The organism is Candidatus Tisiphia endosymbiont of Metellina segmentata (assembly GCF_964030715.1).
Classification (GTDB): domain Bacteria; phylum Pseudomonadota; class Alphaproteobacteria; order Rickettsiales; family Rickettsiaceae; genus Tisiphia.
Genome location: NZ_OZ034919.1, coordinates 1,455,384 through 1,473,062 on the forward strand (window position 1 = coordinate 1,455,384; position 17,679 = coordinate 1,473,062).

Genomic DNA, 17,679 nt, shown 5'->3' on the forward strand with positions numbered 1-17,679 from the left:
GATAAATTCTTCAAGCTTTTCCAACATTAGAGTCATTTTTTACTTTAATAAAACTGCATATCATTTTATATTAGCTAAGTATAACACATAGAATCAAACCCACTAATACCAAATATGAAAAAATTTGTAATTTTATGTCTTTTATTTGTTCATGATTGCCTAGCATCAGAACCTCAGGCGTGGCAAATGTTGCTACAAACTCCAGCAAGCCCTCTTATGGAGGAGCTACAAGGGTTTCATAATTTCCTGCTACTCATATCAGGAGGGATAGTTGTCTTTATTTTCGTTTTACTAATGTATGTTTGTATTAGATTTAATGCCAAAGCCAATCCCATTCCAGCAAAATTCTCTCATAATATATTGATTGAAGTTATTTGGACGATAATCCCTATAATAATTTTAGTTATTATTGCTATACCATCATTTCGTATTTTACGTTTTGCAGAAAAAATCCCTGAGATAGACATGACGGTTAAAGTTGTAGGATATCAATGGTATTGGCACTATATCTACCCTGATCATGAGAATATTGAATTTGATAGTTATTTAATTACTGATGAAAACTTAAAACCTGGTCAAAAAAGATTATTAGAAGTTGATAACCGTATTATCATACCAGAAAATACTACGGTAAAATTTCTAATTACGGCAGGAGACGTCATACATAGTTTTGCAGTACCAGCACTGGGCATAAAGATGGATGCCGTTCCTGGAAGAATCAATGAAACTTGGACTAAAATTAGCAAAAAAGGCGTGTATTATGGTCAGTGTTCAGAACTTTGCGGTGTTAATCACGGTTTTATGCCGATTGCCATTGAAGTGGTAAGCAAGGAAGAATTTCAAAACTGGTTGATTATGGCAAAGTCAAAATTCTCTATGAATATGAAGACTAACAAAAAATTAGCCTTCAAATAAATTAAATAAAAGAGTTACTATGGTACATTTCAACAAGCATTATCCCCATCTTTACGCAAAACAGGTTAAAGAAACTATATTTTTAAAACATTTTATTCATAATCCTAACATAATGGTAGGTGATTATAGTTACTATCATGATAGCCACTATCCAGAACAGTTTGAACGTAATAATGTTATAGGTTGTCATCAGTGTAAATTAATTATCGGTAAGTTTTGTGCTATTGCCAAAGGAACTACCTTCATCATGGATGATGTAAACCATCTCATGGATGGTTTCTCTACTTATCCATTTTTTATTTTTGAAGGTTGGAATAATTATACTCCAACTTGCAACAAAGCTAGAAGTACAATAGTTGGTAATGATGTGTGGTTTGGTACGAATTCAGTCATTATGCCAGGAGTAACAATAGGAGACGGAGCAATTATCGGAGCATATGCAGTGGTCACCAAGGATGTACCACCCTATTCTATAGCTGTAGGTAATCCTAGTAGAATTATTAGAAAAAGATTCTCAGAAGACATAGTAGACAAATTAGCACAAATAAAATGGTGGGACTGGGATTATGATAAAATTACTAGAAATATCGAAGTCATAGTAGGTGCAGATATTGATCAACTTAAAGAATGTAAATAGTAACCATTATGACACTTAAAGATAAAGCCTCTATTAGACCTATTGCAGAAGTAATATCTGATCATCACGAAACCCCTAAGGGGTTACAAAGATGGATTTTTTCTACTAATCACAAAGATATTGGCGTAATGTATATTATATTCGCCATATTTGCTGGGCTTGTTGGTGGATTATTTTCTGTTATTTTTAGGTTAGAACTAGCAGTACCCGGCGGGCATCTACTAGGTGGTAATTATCAGCTATACAATGTATTAATTACCGCTCATGCTATAATTATGGTATTTTTCATGATTATGCCAGCTTTATTTGGTGGATTTGGTAATTACTTTGTACCAATTTTAATAGGTGCCCCGGATATGGCTTTTCCTAGGCTAAATAATATAAGTTTTTGGCTACTTGTCCCTGCTTTTATATTATTAATGCTGTCAGGTTTGGTTGATGGAGGAGCTGGTACTGGCTGGACACTGTATCCTCCTCTAAGTAGTCTAGTAGGGCATCCTGGGGCTGCTGTCGATATGGCTATTTTAAGCTTACATCTTACAGGGCTTTCCTCCATTCTTGGTTCAATTAATATGATTGTCACTATCTTTAATATGAGAACTGATGGTATGGGGTTATTTGAAATGCCCTTATTTGTTTGGTCAATTTTGGTTACTGCCTTCTTGCTGATACTAGCAATTCCTGTGTTAGGGGGTGCAATAACCATGTTACTGACTGATCGAAATTTTGGTACTACTTTTTTCAAGCCTGATGGTGGCGGAGATCCAGTGTTATTTCAGCATTTATTTTGGTTTTTTGGTCATCCAGAAGTATATATCGTAGTATTACCGGGATTTGGTATAGTCAGTCAGGTCATCTCTACTTTCTCCCGTAAGCCAATATTCGGTTATTTTGGTATGGTGGTAGCTATGGTAATTATAGGATTTGTTGGCTTTATAGTTTGGGCTCACCATATGTTTACTGTTGGTCTTTCGTACAATGCATTAATATATTTTACTGCTGGTACTATGATTATAGCTGTACCTACTGGTATCAAAATCTTTAGCTGGATTGCCACAATGTGGGGAGGATCAATTACTTTTGAAACCCCTATGTTGTTTTCCATAGGGTTTATCTTGCTATTTACTATTGGCGGAGTTACCGGCATAATATTATCAAATTCAGCAATCGACAGAATTTTACATGATACATATTATGTTGTAGCACATTTCCATTACACCATGTCGCTAGGGGCTTTATTTACCGCATTTGCTGGGTTCTATTATTGGTTTGGTAAAATGTCAGGGCGGCAATATCCTGAAATGATGGGTAAAATTCATTTTTGGATTACCTTTATCGGCGTTAATTTGACATTCTTTCCTCAGCATTTTCTAGGATTAGCTGGGATGCCAAGAAGAGTACCGGATTATCCGGATGCCTTTGCTGGCTGGAATATGGTATCATCTATCGGAGCAGTTATTTCCTTTATTGCAGCTCTTTATTTTGTATTTATTGTTATTTATACTATGAAATATGGCAAAAAATGCCCAAATAATCCTTGGGGTGATGGGGCTGATACCCTTGAATGGTCAGTATCATCTCCACCACCATTTCATACTTTTGAAACATCACATGAAAGGAAACTAATTTTATGAATGAATATATCTATTGTGGCTTTTGGCGAAGATCTATTGCTGTAGTTTTGGATCGAATTTTCTTAATTACTTTTCTTCTAATTTGTATTATTATGATACTACTAAGTAACCTTCCACTAGCCGATACACTATCCGATTCTTTCATTTCGACATCAATAATACTATCATTAACAATATTATATGATCCAATATTTGAGTCATCTTCAATGCAAGCAACTCTTGGTTGCTATATTTTAGGTATGAAGATCATAAACGAGGATGGTACTCGAATAAGCTTTTTAAAATCGTTGATTAGATTTATTATATTAGCACTAATAAGTAGTACTGTAATATTGGGGATTATAAGTATTATCTGCATGATATGTACTAATGAGAAAAAGTTTCTACATGACATGATTTGTGGTACTCGCATGGTAAAGCGATAAGGTTAATATGATACAAAAAAAACCAGTAATAGGGATTACTCTAGATTTGGCTAATAATTCTGAAAAGTATGCCTATGCTCCTTTTCCTTGGTATGCAATTAGACAAAATTATGCAGATAGCGTGATAAAAGTTGGGGGAATCCCCTTAATGCTACCCTATCAATATGATACAATTGAAGTGATGCTGTCAATTATCGATGGGCTAATTATTCCCGGTGGCGATGAGGATATTCACCCTAAATTTTATGGTCAAGAATTCACTTGTGATAGAACAGCTACCAACGAGCAACGTGATAATTTTGAGTTACTACTTATCCAAAAAGCTCTAGAAAAGAATATGCCATTCCTTGGAATATGTCGTGGTATGCAGATGTTAAATGTAGTATGTGGTGGCAACCTTATCCAGCATATACCTGATTACATAAAGTCACAAGCAGGAGTAGCTACGGTTATTAACCACGAGCAACCTGTCCCCAAACATACATTATCGCATTCTATAACGATAGAACCAAACACTATTCTTGCAAACTTATCGGGAAATAAGCAAACTTGTATGGTTAACTCGAGCCATCATCAAGCAGTAGGAAAAATAGGCAAGGAGCTCCAAGTTGCAGCAACAGCACCGGACGGAATAATTGAAGCAATTGAGTCAATAAATCACAAATTTGTTATAGGAGTAGAATGGCATCCTGAATATTTAAACCCTAATGATTTAGATTTAAATTTATTTAAAGGATTAATCGAAGCTATAGCTAAACTGGAAAGGTTTTAGCCAAAGAACCGCCTATTTAGCGAGGGAGACGATGAAATCGCCGACGTGGCGATCTCATGAAGTAATATCTGCCTTTGTTAGGCGACCTCTAGGTGATTTGAGTACTACTTCACAAGATTGCCACGTTGCCGCTTCTTGCAGCGGCTTCTCGCAATGACGGTTTAAGCCTTACAATAGCACTTCGCTAATAGACGATTTTTTAACTTTTTTCATCATTCAATATGTGATTTTAATAATTAAAATCACATATTGAATGGAGTATTATATTTTAACAATCAGTTGGGCAGCCGCTTCAAACCTGATTGTTTCTATATATAATATTGAATTCGATGTAACTTGTTACATCGAATTCAGGTTAACTAGAACCTAACATAAACCGATTTAAAAATTCAAAATCTTCAGTTTCTAGACATAAAATTTCTGGTAAATGGACTCGAGCAGTAAAGTTATTATTTATATACCCTTTGCCTTTCAAGTGCTGGCGTTGTGGCACGATGGAACTTCGCGTAGGAACAACGATTTGACTACGCCTAGTCCGCTCACCACTTGTACACCTAGCCAACTCTTGAAATTCATCTTGTATACTCACTTTAAGCAGTAAAATTATTCTTGTATTACTACGTTCAGGGCTAATACGGTTTTTAAGCAAATCAACGATTTGACATAGTTCATAATGATTTTGTGGATAGAGTTTTATCTCTAGTCGTTCTTCATTCATTATATCGTCAATAGTTGTGAAGCTTTTAGCGATTAACCTTGTTCCTCCAGCATCCTTAAACAAATCACAGTTTGTCACAACTAGACATTGAATGTCAAGTAAGTGAACAAAATTTTTAAGTATTTCTTCACTATAAATAGTTAATTCGAAAATACCAAACTGATCAGATAGTTGTAAGGTTATAAACCTTCCACGAGATGACATACGTGAATCTTTTTTTTGTATTACCCCAGCTATCCTTATCTGCCTACTAGAAGTAGCACCACTATCATTTTGTAAGTCAAGTGATGTTGCAATATTAAGCCTAGCTAGCAAATCTTGATATCTTGATAATGGATGTAGCGTAATGAATAGTCCTAATACTTCAAATTCATAAGAAGAGACAGTATTATTATCAAGTGGTTCTGCTTCAATTAACACTTGTTGACTTGCAGAATTTACCTTAATCAGGCTAAATTGATCAGAAACTTTTTCTGCATGATAGGAAGAGGCGTAAGCTAAAAGTTTAGCGATACTTAACAGTAACTGATTACGATTAGAATGTAACGTATCAAAACACCCGGCTTTAATAAGATTCTCTAATAATTTTCGATTAATAGATTTAAGCGATAGCCTCTCAATAAAATCTATAATATTTTTAAACTTACCATTTTTAACTCTTTCTTCTGCTAATATTTTGCCAAAAGTAGCTGTGACACTTTTGATAGCACCTAGGGCATAGATGATAAATGTCTTTCCTTCTTCATGAGTAGTACTAAAATAACCAGTGGAAAGATTGATATTAGGAGGAATAATAGTAATGTTGTTATTTCTAGCTTCTTGCATGAATAGATTGATTTTATCATGATTATTTAATTCAAGATTTAAACAAGCTACCAAAAATTCGGCTGGGAAATTTGCTTTCAGATAGGCGGTTTGATAAGATATTACACCATAAGCTGAGGCGTGTGCTTTATTAAAACCATAGCTAGCAAATTTAGCCACTGTTGTAAAAATAGACTCTGCTTGCTGGCGTGAAATATTGTTAGCTATTGCACCTTTAATAAAAGTTTCTTCTTGCTCTGCCATTTCAGATTTTATTTTTTTGCCCATGGCTTTACGAAGTAAATCTGCTCCACCTAAGCTATAGCCGGCAATTACTTTGGCAATTTCTAAGACCTGTTCCTGATATATAACAACTCCATAAGTCTCTTCTAAAATTGGTTTAAGCATCTCATGCAAGTAATCTGGTAGCTGCAAACCGTGCTTACAAGCAATATAAGTTGGGATATTATCCATAGGACCAGGGCGGTATAATGCTCCTAACGCTATTATATCTTGGATGGAGTCAGGTTTAAGACGTCTTAAAGCATCCTGCATTCCACTACTTTCAAACTGGAAAACACCGGTAGCTCTGCCACTACACAGCAGTTCATAAGTTTTTTGATCATCAAATAGCATATTACTAAAATCAATATTTATGCCTTGTTGTTTTAATAATTCTAGACATTTAGTAATAACAGTCAGAGTTTGCAGACCTAAAAAATCAAATTTAATTAAACCAGCAATCTCAGCATATTTCATGGAATATTGTACTACCAACATATCCGAATTTAGGTCTTTATAAACTGGTAATATTTCTACTAAATCTTTGCCAGCTATAACGATTCCCGCTGCATGTGTAGAAGCATGCCTGTTAAGTCCCTCAAGCACTAAGGATGTATCCAATACTTGTTTTATTAGCTCCTCTTGACCATCTAAATTATATAGACCACTGCCATGGGCGGCGTTGTTCAACTCCTTTACTTCCTTTATAGCCTGATTTAATGTAACGGGAGTAACAGCATTAAATGGCACAAGCTCAGTTAGATATTCGGCATATTTATAAGGCAAGCCAAGAACTCGTGATACATCTTTGATAACAGCTTTTGCCTGCATCTTACCAAAAGTGATGATTTGACCAACTTTATTATCCCCGTATTTAGAACGTACATAATTAATAACTTCTTCTCGTCGTTCTTGACAAAAATCAATATCAAAATCTGGCATTGATATACGTTCAGGGTTTAAAAAACGCTCAAATAGTAGACCAAATTTAATAGGATCGAGATCAGTGATAAGAAGACTCCAAGCAACTATTGAACCCGCCCCAGAGCCTCTACCAGGTCCTACCATAATACCTTGCTCTTTACTCCATTTTATGAAGTCAGAGACTATAAGAAAATAGCCAGCAAAATCCATCCGACAAATAATATCTAGTTCGTAATTAAGACGAGTTAGATATTGTTGTTTAATATCTTGCTGTTTATCTATGGCAATATTTTCCCATTTAAATTTTGTATCAAGTCTTGATAGTAATCCTGCTGTGGAGTTTTGCTTAATTAGATCTATTTCATTAATATCTAGACTAGAGAAATTTGGTAACATTGGTGGATTAGCATGTGCCATAAAATGGCATCTTTGGGCTAAATGGACGGTATTTTGTACAGCATCAGGTAAATCACTAAAAAGTTCTAGCATTTCTTTTGGTGATTTAAAATAACAACCAGTACTAACCTTTTTACGATTCTCCTCTTCTTTACTAACACCAGCAGATATACATAATAATACATCATGTGCATCATGCATGTTAACATCGCTAAACAATACTTTGTTGGTAGCAATTAGTGGAATACCAAGGTCATCGGCTATTTTTATATAATTTGCTTCTATAGATTGTTCTATTGCTAAATTATGCCGCATAATCTCAAAATAGAAACGATCACCAAAAATGCTTTGTAGCTTAGTGGTCCAAAAAATGGCTAATTCTTCGTTCCCATCAATCAGGCTTTTACCAATTATCCCATCAGTATAAGCGGATAAGATAATAAGCCCTTCATGGTACTTAACTAAATCATCAAAAGTAATATGATTACAAATTTTGCGATCATTTTCAGTGAAACTAGCACTAACTGCTTTTAGTAAATTTTTGTAACCTACCTCATCTTTAGCAATCAGCACCATTTCACCAAAATTATCTTTAGTAAAAGCAACGTTTACAATTGCCCCATTTATAGGTTGTACTCCTGCCCTGCAGCTAGCTAGAGCAAACTCTAGTGAGCCAAATAAGTTACCCTTATCTGCTAAACAAATCGCTGGCATTTTGTGTAATTGTGCCAGCTCTACTATACGATCAATTGTTAAAGCACTCTCAAGAAATGAATATGAGCTTTGTACTCTTAAGTGAATAAAATCAAACTTCATATTGTGTACCAATAAGATAATATTTAAACCCAAAAGATTTTAGCATATCTCCGTCAAGAATGTGCCTGAAATCAATAATTATAGGAGATCTAACTTGATGGCGAATAAGTGACCAATCTAAATCTTTAAACTCCAACCATTCAGTTGCCACTACAATTATATCACTATTTTGACAAGCACTAAGTGCTGAATCGGCAAAAAATATATTTTTTAGCTCTTTTTTAGCATTATCCATACCTATTGGATCGAAGGCTATAATATTAGCTCCTTTATCAACTAGAATTTTGATGATTTTAATAGCCGGGCTGCTTCTAATATCATCTGTACCAGCCTTAAAAGTAAGACCCAATACGGTAATATTTTTATTAGTCAAATTATCATTTATGATATAATCAATCCTATCCGCCATATCATAAACCCTCTGATCATTACTACTTATAACAGAATTAACTATTTGTAAGTTACATTGATAATGCCCCGCTATTTGTGAAAGTGCTAAGAGATCCTTAGGAAAACATGAGCCACCAAATCCAGGACCAGCATTTAAACATTCTTTACCTATTCTCTTGTCGAGTCCCATAGCAATCGATAGTTCTTTGATATTTGCCCCAGTCCTCTCACATAAATTTGCCATTTCATTAATAAAAGCAATCTTTGTTGCTAAGAAAGCGTTTGAGGCATATTTGGTAAGTTCTGCCGTAACCAAATCAGTACATATAAGAGATATATTCTTTGTAGTCAAAGGCAGGTAGATCTTTTTTAATAAATCTTCTGCGTGTTTATTATTTGTGCCAATTAATATTCTATCAGGGTTTAAAAAGTCATCTACAGCAGTACCTTCTCTAAGAAATTCAGGATTTGAGGCAATAGGAAATTTAAGATTTCTTTTTTTTAAATAATCAATAATTTGGTTACATGTTGTTGGAGGTACAGTTGATTTAATAACAATCAAACAATCATCGTTGATCCATTCACATAAATTATCGATAGCAGTAAAAATATATTGTAAATCTGCCTCCCCTGAAGGTAGTGGTGGTGTTCCTACTGTAATAAATACCGCTTGGGCATTTCTTAATTCAGCCGAGTAATTGGCTGTAAACTTCAACTTACTAGACTTTACTAATGGCGGTAGGTACTGAGCTAATTTTGGTTCATAAATTGGTAAAATATTTTTTTTAAGCTGATCGATTTTAGAAATATCGGTATCTAAGCAAGTAACGTCGTGTCCTAAGTAACTCATCATTACGCCAGATACTAATCCAACGTAACCAGTGCCTATAAAATGAAGTCTAATATTCATAAATAATTTTCAAATTTTTTTCAGTATATACTTAGTGCAACAAGTTTGTTGTGCTATATTGCTGCAAAGTATATATTAACTGATCAAGTACTAAATAACAAGATGATGCTCATTAAAAGATTTTTTATTAACCTAAGCATAATAGTTTGCACAATTGTAGTAATTTTAACTTTATTAATATTAAGTAGTAGTAAAGGATATTTAGATAAGCCAATTAAGAAGATAATAGAATTTTACCTTGATAAAAAAGCTATGAAAATACGGATAGGTAACTTACAAGTAAGAAATAATATTCTATCAATCGATAAAATCTTTATGGATTTAGCAAATAACGCCCAAGGTGAAATTACTAACTTCAAAATCAGTTTTGTTATTGATGATATAACAACCAAGCCTTTAATTCTTAGTACTATTGACATAGATAGTTTTTCCTTAATCTCTAAAGATGATCAACTAGTAATAAATGCCAAAATATCTGCTATATCCATTGTGGATTTTTTTAAAAATAAGATTGAAACACAGTTAAACTTAGGTCCTATAAAAAATATTTCTTTGCTTGATAGTTATGGTGAAAAATTACCTGATGGTGAAGGATTTTGTTCCTATAACAGTAAAATTTCTAGAGCTTCTAAGAAATCGATCAATTGCAAACTAGAGTTTGGTGATAAAGCCTATCTATTATTCAATAGTGTATTGGATGGTAGCATAATTCAAGCAAGTGGTAATGCTCAGAATATTCCTATAATGATTTATCAAATTGCTGAGAAAATTATTCCTGATAATCAAGTAATTTTATTTCTACAGGAATATATGAAAGGTGGTTATATTAGAAATGGAGAATTTGATTTTAATTTTGATAAAAATTCTTTAGAAAAGAATATTTCCTTAGAAACTGCATTGAAGGCTAAGCTGCATGTTGTAGATCTTGAATATCAATATGATAAAGACTATCCCCCTTTACGAAAAATTGATACTGATGTTACTATATCTGGGCTATCTGTTAAGTTCATATTAAATCAAGCATATAGTAGTAATAGTCTTATTTCAGGTGGGGTAATAACTTTTGATTGGCAAGGGATGGATAAATCAAATTTTATTGTTAATGCTGATGCTAAGGGGAGTGTTAACGATTTAATTGATTTCATATCAAATGAGGATTATAACAAGATAAAAAAACAAGGGATCGATCTTAAAAAGATTACTGGAATCGCTAACTCAAAAATTGGCATAATAATACCGATTAGCCCAGTTATCAAAAATACTTATGACATTTCTACAATAATAACGGGAGTAAATGGCAAAGCATTTAGTGACAATGTCATATTAAAAAATGCTAAAATAACTGGAACATTTAATGGCGATAAGGTAAATTTGATCGGTATAGGTAAAATTAATGGCTATGACAGTAATTTACTTATCGATGTTAATGCCACTGATAATAACCAAGATGATTACCAGAATCTATTAAAAGTAAAAACTACCATTATGGGTAATAACCAAAAGGTTGGTATATTAAAGTTAATCTCAGGTAGTAGTGTCCTAGATTTTGAATATAAAGAGCAAAAAGATGGGAAAAGCTTAATTAAAGCCAATACTAACCTCAAAAACTTAGAATTTTATATTGATAAAATATCTATACATAAAAAACTTGGTAGTGAAGCTAACTTTACTTTAACTGGCAAGTTATATAATAACCTAAATGGTGATATTGATTTTAATCTTTCGGGAGAAAATAACTTAAAAATAGTTGGTAAGGTTAAAGTAGCAGAAGATAAGTATGATGTTACTTTACCTGTGATGAAGTATGATACGACTGATCTAGTAGGAAAATTGCTTTTAGGTAAAGATAGCTTGAATGCTCAGATTCATGGGAAACAACTAGATTTGTCTGAATCTAATATGATGCAATTCTTAGAGAAAGAAGGAGATCCAAAAAATATTCATTTAACAGTTGATGTAGATAGGGTAAGGTTAAAAAATAATATAATGCTTGATAAGCTTAATTTACAAATTGATTGTAATAAAATCAAATGTTTTTCTGGTTCTTTAAATTCAAAAATTGGTACTAAATCTTTTAAAATGCTACTTACAGATAAAAAAGATCTAGAACAATGGATAGTTACCTGTGATAATGCTGGAGCTTTATTTAGAGGTATTGGTATGTATAATAAAATGAAATCTGGTATTATAAATCTGACACTTGATACAAAAAGATATGATGCTAGAAAGGGAGAAGTGATACCAATCGTAGATGGAACATTTGATATCAAGCACTTTGTTACTACCGATGTGCCTTTTCTTACTAGAATGGTATCGGTTGTTTCTTTCCCAGGTTTTATGAGTTTTATATTAAATAATAAGGATATCATGTTTAGGAACATGACAGGTAGATTTAGTTATATAGGTAATACCATAAATATTGCTGATACATCAGCTACCGGACCATTTTTTGATTTTACAATGCAAGGTACAATTGATACTAATAAACATCAAATGAAGCTTAAAGGTAATGTAATACCTTCTTTCTTTTTTGCAAGTAACGTTATCACTAAAGTACCAATAATTGGTAAAATATTTTCAAAGGTTGTGCCTTACTCTATGGAGATGAAGTATAAGGAGTAATAGTCCCTATGTCATCAACCCGAGCAGAGATGATACTGATAACTTGTTATATCAAACCTAGGTTACTTAAGTTAAACTTAAAGTAACTTTAATAGCTTTTTCAATATTAATAATCTCAGTTTTATTCAACTGTTCTATAAACTCTCCCAATCTAGATTTATCTATGGTTCTAATTTGATCAGTTAACGCTTTTGTAGTTTTGTTGTTAACTGTAACTCTTACTTCAAAAGGAAAAATATTATTAATATTTGAGGTAATGGGGATAATTATTACTCTACTAGATATTTTATTCTGAATATTATTAGATATAACTATTGCAGGTCTTGTTTTTTGAATTTCAGTTCCAATTGTTGGATCAAGATTTACCCAATAAATATTGCCTCGTATTATTTCTTTATTTTTTACTAATGTCATCTATTGCATCCCACTCTTTTAGCAAATTTTGACGTTCATTATCTTGCTCTGCATCTTTATATGCCAAAGTAAGTTCCAGTTCCTTTTTTTCTAATTCTTTAGCAATAGCATTGCTTACAAAGTTACTAATTTTTTTAGAAGGAATCATATATTTTAATTTATCATATAAGGTCTCGTTTAAACTAATACTCATCGTTCTCATAAAATTAACTTCATTATTGTATAATAGTTATTGTACAATACAATACAATACAATACAATATGAAAACTTGAGTATTTTCTAACTAGCATTTATACTGTTGCTATTTAGAGTTATAGGGGCTTCATCCTGAATTTGTTTTAGGATATAGATTACACCTATAGATAATTTATGACAGAAACTTATGACAAAAACAAAGCAGGAAATTTATAATAGTAGACCTACTTCTCCTCATTTGACGATATATAAAAAGCAGATAAGCTCCGTTTTGTCTATTTTGCATCGTATAACGGGGATAGGCTTATTTTTTGGACTATCAATATTGTCGTGGTGCTTTATTTTATTAGCTTTTAGTAAATTTGATCCTGAATATTTACAGTGCTTTAAATGTAATTTACTTAGAATTCCTCTAATATTCATAAGTTTTGCATGGTTTTATCATTTATGTAATGGGGTGCGTCACTTAATTTGGGATAGTGGGCATTGCTTTTCAATAAGGGCTATTAACTTCACAGGTTGGTTTGTGGTAGTAGCTTCGATATTGATGATGTTAGTTTTCTGGTTGTTATAGCTAACCAGAACAGGTTGTTAATATTAGATATCTTTCGAAACTCTACTTCTGCTGGTAATTTGTACGTCGTTCCGGTACTCAAATCCTCACGTACGCCTAAGTACGCTGTGGTTTTGCGTTCCGTGACTCCTTCAAATTCCTCAGCACAAGCGAGTTTCGAAAGATATCTATTGTTTATAAATTTCTAAGTGTCTATTAGTGATTCACCTTACGTATAGCATTTAAAAATTGCAGAAAAGTACAAGACGTCATTGCGAAACCACGTAGTGGTTGAAGCAATCCATAAAGTAATTAGAAATGGATTGCTTCGTCGTGCTTACGCACTCCTCGCAATGACGCTAGGTTGTTTTTCCTATGACTTTTAAATTGCCATGGGTGTTATACGTAAGGTGAAATAATAATTTAACTTAAGGCCTCTATATGAATAATAATTTAAGGACAGAGTTGGCAAAAGCTAAAGGGGTTGGTTCGGCAAAAAGTGGTTCGAATCACTGGTTGCATCAAAGAATAACAGCTATTATTTTAGCAATTTGTTCTATTTGGCTAATATTTTTTATTAAATATGCTACTAGAGAGGGTTTTACTCATTTTGTTAGTACTTTACAAAGACCTTACAATATTGTCCCTTTAGGAATACTGCTTATTACCGCTTTCTATCATTCAATGCTTGGTATGCGTGTGGTAATTGAAGATTATATTAGTTGTATTAAGCTCCGCACAGGGTTAATTATATTACTTAAAATATTTTGCATTATAACGATTGCCTTCTTAGTGGTAGCATTATTTTATGTTATAGTAATCTGATGGATTAATAAAAGTAATCTTATGCAAACCACATTACCTGAACGTTCATTAGTTATTAAAGAAAGATTAGACATTATTGTCCAAGAAATTTTAGCTGCTGGCAAATCAAAAATAGCAATGATAGTTTTATTTGGCTCATATGCTAGAGGGGATTGGGTACAAGACGTGTACACAGAGAATCATATTACCTATGTTTATCAGAGCGATATAGATCTGTTACTGGTCTTAAAGAAAGGAAAATATGCTGGATATCAAGCTATTAACTTAAAATATAACATATATAAAAGATTAGATAGAAAATTCCCCATAGATATTACCAAAGATCCATTAGTATCTATGAAAGAACCATCAGTGACACTGATACTTGAGCCTATTCACTTTGTAAATAACCAACTCGCGAAAGGTAAGTATTTTTTTCGTGATATTAGAAATGAAGGAATTTTGCTATATGATACTGGGGAATTTGTGCTATCGGAAGCTAAGGACTTGCCATGGTCGGAACGCAAACCAATAGCTCAAGAAGAATATGAATGTTGGTTTGGTAGAGGAAAAGGACTATTCATTGGAATAAAAGCTTTTTTTGAAGATGACAATTACTCTGAATCAGCCTTTTTACTTCATCAAGCTACCGAGAGTTTTTATAATGCTATTTTATTAGTCTTTTCCGGTTATAAACCAAAATTACATGATATATTAAAATTAAACAAAAGAGCACGGATTTTTTATCATGATCTTTGCAAAATATTTCCCTATGAAAGTGAAGAGCAAAAAGCATGTTTTACATTACTTCGAGATGCTTATGTTAAAGCAAGATATGACAAACACTACAGGATTACTAAGGAGCAGTTGCTGTATTTAATTGGCAGGGTAGAACAATTGCAAAAAATTACTGAAAAAATTTGTTTGGAAAAGCTTAGTCAAGAATAAATATATGATATATTCTGTAACAAAAGGCATAGTACCCTACATTTTTCTATAATCGTCATAGCAGGCTCTTTAGATGCCGTGGCGATCTAGGTAAACAGCAAAGCTGTTTTTTTTAGAGTAACGCTTCGCGTATCCTAGATTGCCACGTCGGCGATTTCATCGCCTCCTCGCAATGACGGTTTTTTGGCTGAAATCTTTCCGGTTTAGCTATATACTCGATGAAAATCAAGAAGAAATGAGGTTTTATAGTAAAAATACTTGCTTTTTAACGTTTTTTTTATTAGTCTGTGCAATCTTCATAGAGTCTAAAATAACCTGACCTTGCCCGCGTGATGGAATGGTAGACATAACGGACTTAAAATCTGTGGGGTGCAAACCCTTGCCAGTTCAAGTCTGGCCGCGGGTACCATTCATTTTTATCAAGATCATTCTTTTTATCGAGGAAAAAGTATATGTTTATTCAAACTGAAATTACTCCTAATCCTAATGCGATAAAATTTTTCCCTAACATACCTGTTAGCCCTAATGGACCGGTTCATTTTAGTAATCTTGATGAGGCAAAAGGTAAAAGCAGGTTAGTAGTTCAATTATTTAGTATAAATAACGTAAAATCTGTATTTTTTGGTAGTGATTTTATTACCGTTACTAAAGAAGAAGAAAGTGATTGGCTAGTTTTAAAACCTGAAATTTTGATGATTATTATGGATCATTTTACTGCTGGTTTTACTGCTTTTGATGGGGAAAATGGTCAATCTGCCATAAATAATTCTGACGAGATGTCTGAAATCGAACAACAGATTGTAGAAATTATTGAAACACGTGTACGTCCTTCGGTTGCCATGGATGGAGGTGATATAATATATCGAGGATTTGAAAATGGAGTGGTAAAATTAGAACTTCGTGGAGCTTGCCAAGGTTGTCCTAGTTCGGCTATTACTTTAAAAAATGGTATTGAATCAATGCTTAAACATTTTATCCCCGAGGTAGAATCTGTTGAAGCTGTAGACGAGTTATAGATATTATGTCAAAGTTAGTAGTAGTTACAGGGGGAACAAGGGGGATAGGCAAGGCTATTACTATAGCATTAAGGGATAGAGGCTTTACCATTGTAGCAAATTTTTATAGTGATTACCAAGCTGCTAAAGATTTTAATGAAAATTATTCTATTAAAACTAAGCAATGGAATACAGCAAATTATGCTGAATGTTTTAGGTCAATAAAGGAACTTGAAAATGAATTTGGTCGTCCAGTAAGTGTCCTAGTGAATAATGCTGGTATTACTAGGGATGCGATGATGCATAAAATGACTGAAGAAGAGTGGCAAGAAGTGATTAACGTTAATCTTAGCTCATGCTTTAATATGTGCCGTGCAGTAATTAACCAAATGCGAAATCAAAATTACGGACGAATTATTAATATTAGTTCAATTAATGCTCAGGCAGGACAAATAGGGCAAACTAATTATTCTGCTGCTAAAGCTGGAATTATAGGATTTACTAAGGCGTTAGCTAGGGAATCAGCTTCTAAAAATATAACGGTAAATTGTATAGCTCCTGGGTATATTAAAACATCAATGGTTGAAAAGATACCAGCTAATGTACTAGAGCAAATAATAGCAGCTGTGCCAATGAAAAGGTTGGGTAGACCAGAAGAAATTGCTAGAGCCGTAGAGTATCTAGCAGATGAGCAAGCTGGTTTTATTACTGGGGAAACGTTGTCAATTAATGGTGGGTATAATATGTCATGAGGTATATTCCTACCAATCCTTCATTGCGGGCAATGCCCAAGTGAGTTTGCCAAAAATATCTAATGTTTATGGTCATGATGATGGACATAAAAACCAATTGATGACAAGGTGTTTAGGAAGTCTTGGTTCTGTGCTAAATCGTTAGGCTTACCACTACAACATATATGTCCATTCAAACATATAACTTGGTCAGAGTTTTTCATCACAGTAAATAAGTCATGTGATATCATAAAAATTGTAATATTTAGACGTTTTTTTATTTGATTAATAATCCGATAAAATTCTTGCTGACTAGTAACATCTAATGATTGAGTTGGTTCATCTAAAATAATTAGATCAGGATTGTTGAGTAAGGTAGCAGTTAGAATTAGCTTCTGAAATTGACCACCAGAAAGTTCTGAAATATCATGATGTTTATAATTATCAAAATCAATAAAATTATTCCATTCTTGCCAATCATTGCGAGTAGCATTTGAGGCTAATAAATATAAAAAATTTTCAGCTGTAATTGGTAAGTCTGAAGCAAAATCTAGCCTCTGCGGTACATAGCCAATTTTTAGATGGGGGTGAATTGTTATATTACCAGATGAGGCACTGTCTAATCCCAAGATTAATCTAGCTATTGTTGTTTTTCCAGCACCATTTGGACCAATTAAAGTCGTAACCTCACCTTTTTTAACGGTAAAATTAATATTATTAAGGGGTAACTTTTTGCCAAATTGTTTAGATACATTACTGAATTTTATTAATGTAATATCTTCTGATATAGACA

Annotated in this window: 14 protein-coding genes, 1 tRNA gene and 2 pseudogenes; 12 read left to right on the plus strand and 5 right to left on the minus strand. The window is 33.1% G+C overall.

The window, feature by feature from the left end:
- Nucleotides 1-129 precede the first annotated feature (129 nt).
- The 5 genes and pseudogenes from coxB to AAHM80_RS07530 form a co-directional block, all read left to right on the plus strand.
- Nucleotides 130-915: pseudogene (gene coxB, locus AAHM80_RS07515) on the plus strand (cytochrome c oxidase subunit II); the annotation flags it as partial.
- A gap of 19 nt (nucleotides 916-934) precedes the next feature.
- Complete coding sequence (locus AAHM80_RS07520; RefSeq protein ID WP_341751460.1) at nucleotides 935-1,552, plus strand: CatB-related O-acetyltransferase; 618 nt, start codon at nucleotides 935-937, stop codon at nucleotides 1,550-1,552.
- An 8-nt stretch (nucleotides 1,553-1,560) separates the two neighbouring features.
- Nucleotides 1,561-3,186 (plus strand): cytochrome c oxidase subunit I, encoded by a 1,626-nt coding sequence (ctaD, locus tag AAHM80_RS07525; RefSeq protein ID WP_342259784.1) that lies wholly within the window; start codon nucleotides 1,561-1,563, stop codon nucleotides 3,184-3,186.
- A complete protein-coding gene (locus AAHM80_RS08605; RefSeq protein ID WP_410521496.1) occupies nucleotides 3,183-3,611 on the plus strand; it encodes an RDD family protein in 429 nt (142 codons plus the stop codon). Before ctaD ends, AAHM80_RS08605 begins: the two co-directional genes overlap by 4 nt.
- 10 nt (nucleotides 3,612-3,621) lie before the next feature.
- On the plus strand, nucleotides 3,622-4,383 hold the full coding sequence (locus AAHM80_RS07530) for a gamma-glutamyl-gamma-aminobutyrate hydrolase family protein (RefSeq protein ID WP_341756029.1): 762 nt from the start codon (nucleotides 3,622-3,624) through the stop codon (nucleotides 4,381-4,383).
- Nucleotides 4,384-4,975: 592 nt separating this feature from the next.
- On the opposite strand, the pseudogene dnaE reads toward AAHM80_RS07530, so the two are convergent.
- Nucleotides 4,976-8,323: pseudogene (gene dnaE / locus AAHM80_RS07535) on the minus strand (DNA polymerase III subunit alpha); the annotation flags it as partial.
- Nucleotides 8,313-9,617: a UDP-glucose dehydrogenase family protein gene (locus tag AAHM80_RS07540; protein WP_410521532.1), complete on the minus strand. Its 1,305-nt coding sequence runs from the start codon at nucleotides 9,615-9,617 to the stop codon at nucleotides 8,313-8,315. The pseudogene dnaE and the gene AAHM80_RS07540, both read right to left, overlap by 11 nt.
- Nucleotides 9,618-9,725: 108 nt before the next feature.
- Between AAHM80_RS07540 and AAHM80_RS07545 the strand changes: the two genes are divergently transcribed.
- Entirely contained in the window at nucleotides 9,726-12,245 is a 2,520-nt protein-coding gene (locus tag AAHM80_RS07545; protein ID WP_342259786.1) for a DUF3971 domain-containing protein, read from the plus strand.
- A gap of 66 nt (nucleotides 12,246-12,311) precedes the next feature.
- On the opposite strand, the gene AAHM80_RS07550 is transcribed toward AAHM80_RS07545, so the two are convergent.
- A complete protein-coding gene (locus AAHM80_RS07550; protein ID WP_342259787.1) occupies nucleotides 12,312-12,659 on the minus strand; it encodes a type II toxin-antitoxin system PemK/MazF family toxin in 348 nt (115 codons plus the stop codon).
- Nucleotides 12,640-12,861, minus strand: coding sequence for a hypothetical protein (locus AAHM80_RS07555; RefSeq protein WP_341762829.1), 222 nt, complete (start codon nucleotides 12,859-12,861; stop codon nucleotides 12,640-12,642). The genes AAHM80_RS07550 and AAHM80_RS07555 overlap by 20 nt, the downstream gene beginning before the upstream one ends.
- A 181-nt stretch (nucleotides 12,862-13,042) precedes the next feature.
- Here AAHM80_RS07555 and sdhC point away from each other — a divergent pair, with 181 nt between their 5' ends.
- From sdhC to AAHM80_RS07590, 6 genes are all read left to right on the plus strand, one after another.
- Nucleotides 13,043-13,429, plus strand: coding sequence for a succinate dehydrogenase, cytochrome b556 subunit (gene sdhC, locus AAHM80_RS07560; RefSeq protein WP_341748050.1), 387 nt, complete (start codon nucleotides 13,043-13,045; stop codon nucleotides 13,427-13,429).
- A 420-nt stretch (nucleotides 13,430-13,849) separates the two neighbouring features.
- The gene (sdhD, locus tag AAHM80_RS07570; protein WP_342259788.1) at nucleotides 13,850-14,233 is read left to right on the plus strand and encodes a succinate dehydrogenase, hydrophobic membrane anchor protein; all 384 of its coding nucleotides are present in this window, start codon (nucleotides 13,850-13,852) and stop codon (nucleotides 14,231-14,233) included.
- Between the two features lie 21 nt (nucleotides 14,234-14,254).
- Nucleotides 14,255-15,160 carry a HEPN domain-containing protein gene (locus AAHM80_RS07575; RefSeq protein WP_342259789.1) on the plus strand — a complete coding sequence of 302 codons (906 nt, stop codon included), beginning with the start codon at nucleotides 14,255-14,257 and terminating at the stop codon, nucleotides 15,158-15,160.
- 323 nt (nucleotides 15,161-15,483) lie between these two features.
- Nucleotides 15,484-15,569, plus strand: a tRNA-Leu gene (locus AAHM80_RS07580).
- A 43-nt stretch (nucleotides 15,570-15,612) separates the two neighbouring features.
- Nucleotides 15,613-16,176: a NifU family protein gene (locus AAHM80_RS07585; protein ID WP_341751468.1), complete on the plus strand. Its 564-nt coding sequence runs from the start codon at nucleotides 15,613-15,615 to the stop codon at nucleotides 16,174-16,176.
- 5 nt (nucleotides 16,177-16,181) lie between these two features.
- Nucleotides 16,182-16,907 carry an SDR family oxidoreductase gene (locus AAHM80_RS07590; RefSeq protein WP_342259790.1) on the plus strand — a complete coding sequence of 242 codons (726 nt, stop codon included), beginning with the start codon at nucleotides 16,182-16,184 and terminating at the stop codon, nucleotides 16,905-16,907.
- 59 nt (nucleotides 16,908-16,966) lie between these two features.
- Here AAHM80_RS07590 and AAHM80_RS07595 read toward each other — a convergent pair whose 3' ends face one another.
- Nucleotides 16,967-17,674 carry a metal ABC transporter ATP-binding protein gene (locus tag AAHM80_RS07595; RefSeq protein ID WP_341748420.1) on the minus strand — a complete coding sequence of 236 codons (708 nt, stop codon included), beginning with the start codon at nucleotides 17,672-17,674 and terminating at the stop codon, nucleotides 16,967-16,969.
- Between the last annotated feature and the right edge of the window lie 5 nt (nucleotides 17,675-17,679).

What these genes read in the sequence shown, in the direction of transcription:
- AAHM80_RS07585 (WP_341751468.1), top strand. Translation starts at nt 15,613, where the DNA reads ATGTTTATTCAAACTGAAATTACTCCTAATCCTAATGCGATAAAATTT.
- AAHM80_RS07555 (WP_341762829.1), bottom strand. Translation starts at nt 12,861, where the DNA reads ATGAGAACGATGAGTATTAGTTTAAACGAGACCTTATATGATAAATTA.
- AAHM80_RS08605 (WP_410521496.1), top strand. Translation starts at nt 3,183, where the DNA reads ATGAATGAATATATCTATTGTGGCTTTTGGCGAAGATCTATTGCTGTA.
- sdhC (WP_341748050.1), top strand. Translation starts at nt 13,043, where the DNA reads ATGACAAAAACAAAGCAGGAAATTTATAATAGTAGACCTACTTCTCCT.
- sdhD (WP_342259788.1), top strand. Translation starts at nt 13,850, where the DNA reads ATGAATAATAATTTAAGGACAGAGTTGGCAAAAGCTAAAGGGGTTGGT.
- AAHM80_RS07550 (WP_342259787.1), bottom strand. Translation starts at nt 12,659, where the DNA reads ATGACATTAGTAAAAAATAAAGAAATAATACGAGGCAATATTTATTGG.
- AAHM80_RS07545 (WP_342259786.1), top strand. Translation starts at nt 9,726, where the DNA reads ATGATGCTCATTAAAAGATTTTTTATTAACCTAAGCATAATAGTTTGC.
- ctaD (WP_342259784.1), top strand. Translation starts at nt 1,561, where the DNA reads ATGACACTTAAAGATAAAGCCTCTATTAGACCTATTGCAGAAGTAATA.
- AAHM80_RS07520 (WP_341751460.1), top strand. Translation starts at nt 935, where the DNA reads ATGGTACATTTCAACAAGCATTATCCCCATCTTTACGCAAAACAGGTT.
- AAHM80_RS07575 (WP_342259789.1), top strand. Translation starts at nt 14,255, where the DNA reads ATGCAAACCACATTACCTGAACGTTCATTAGTTATTAAAGAAAGATTA.
- AAHM80_RS07590 (WP_342259790.1), top strand. Translation starts at nt 16,182, where the DNA reads ATGTCAAAGTTAGTAGTAGTTACAGGGGGAACAAGGGGGATAGGCAAG.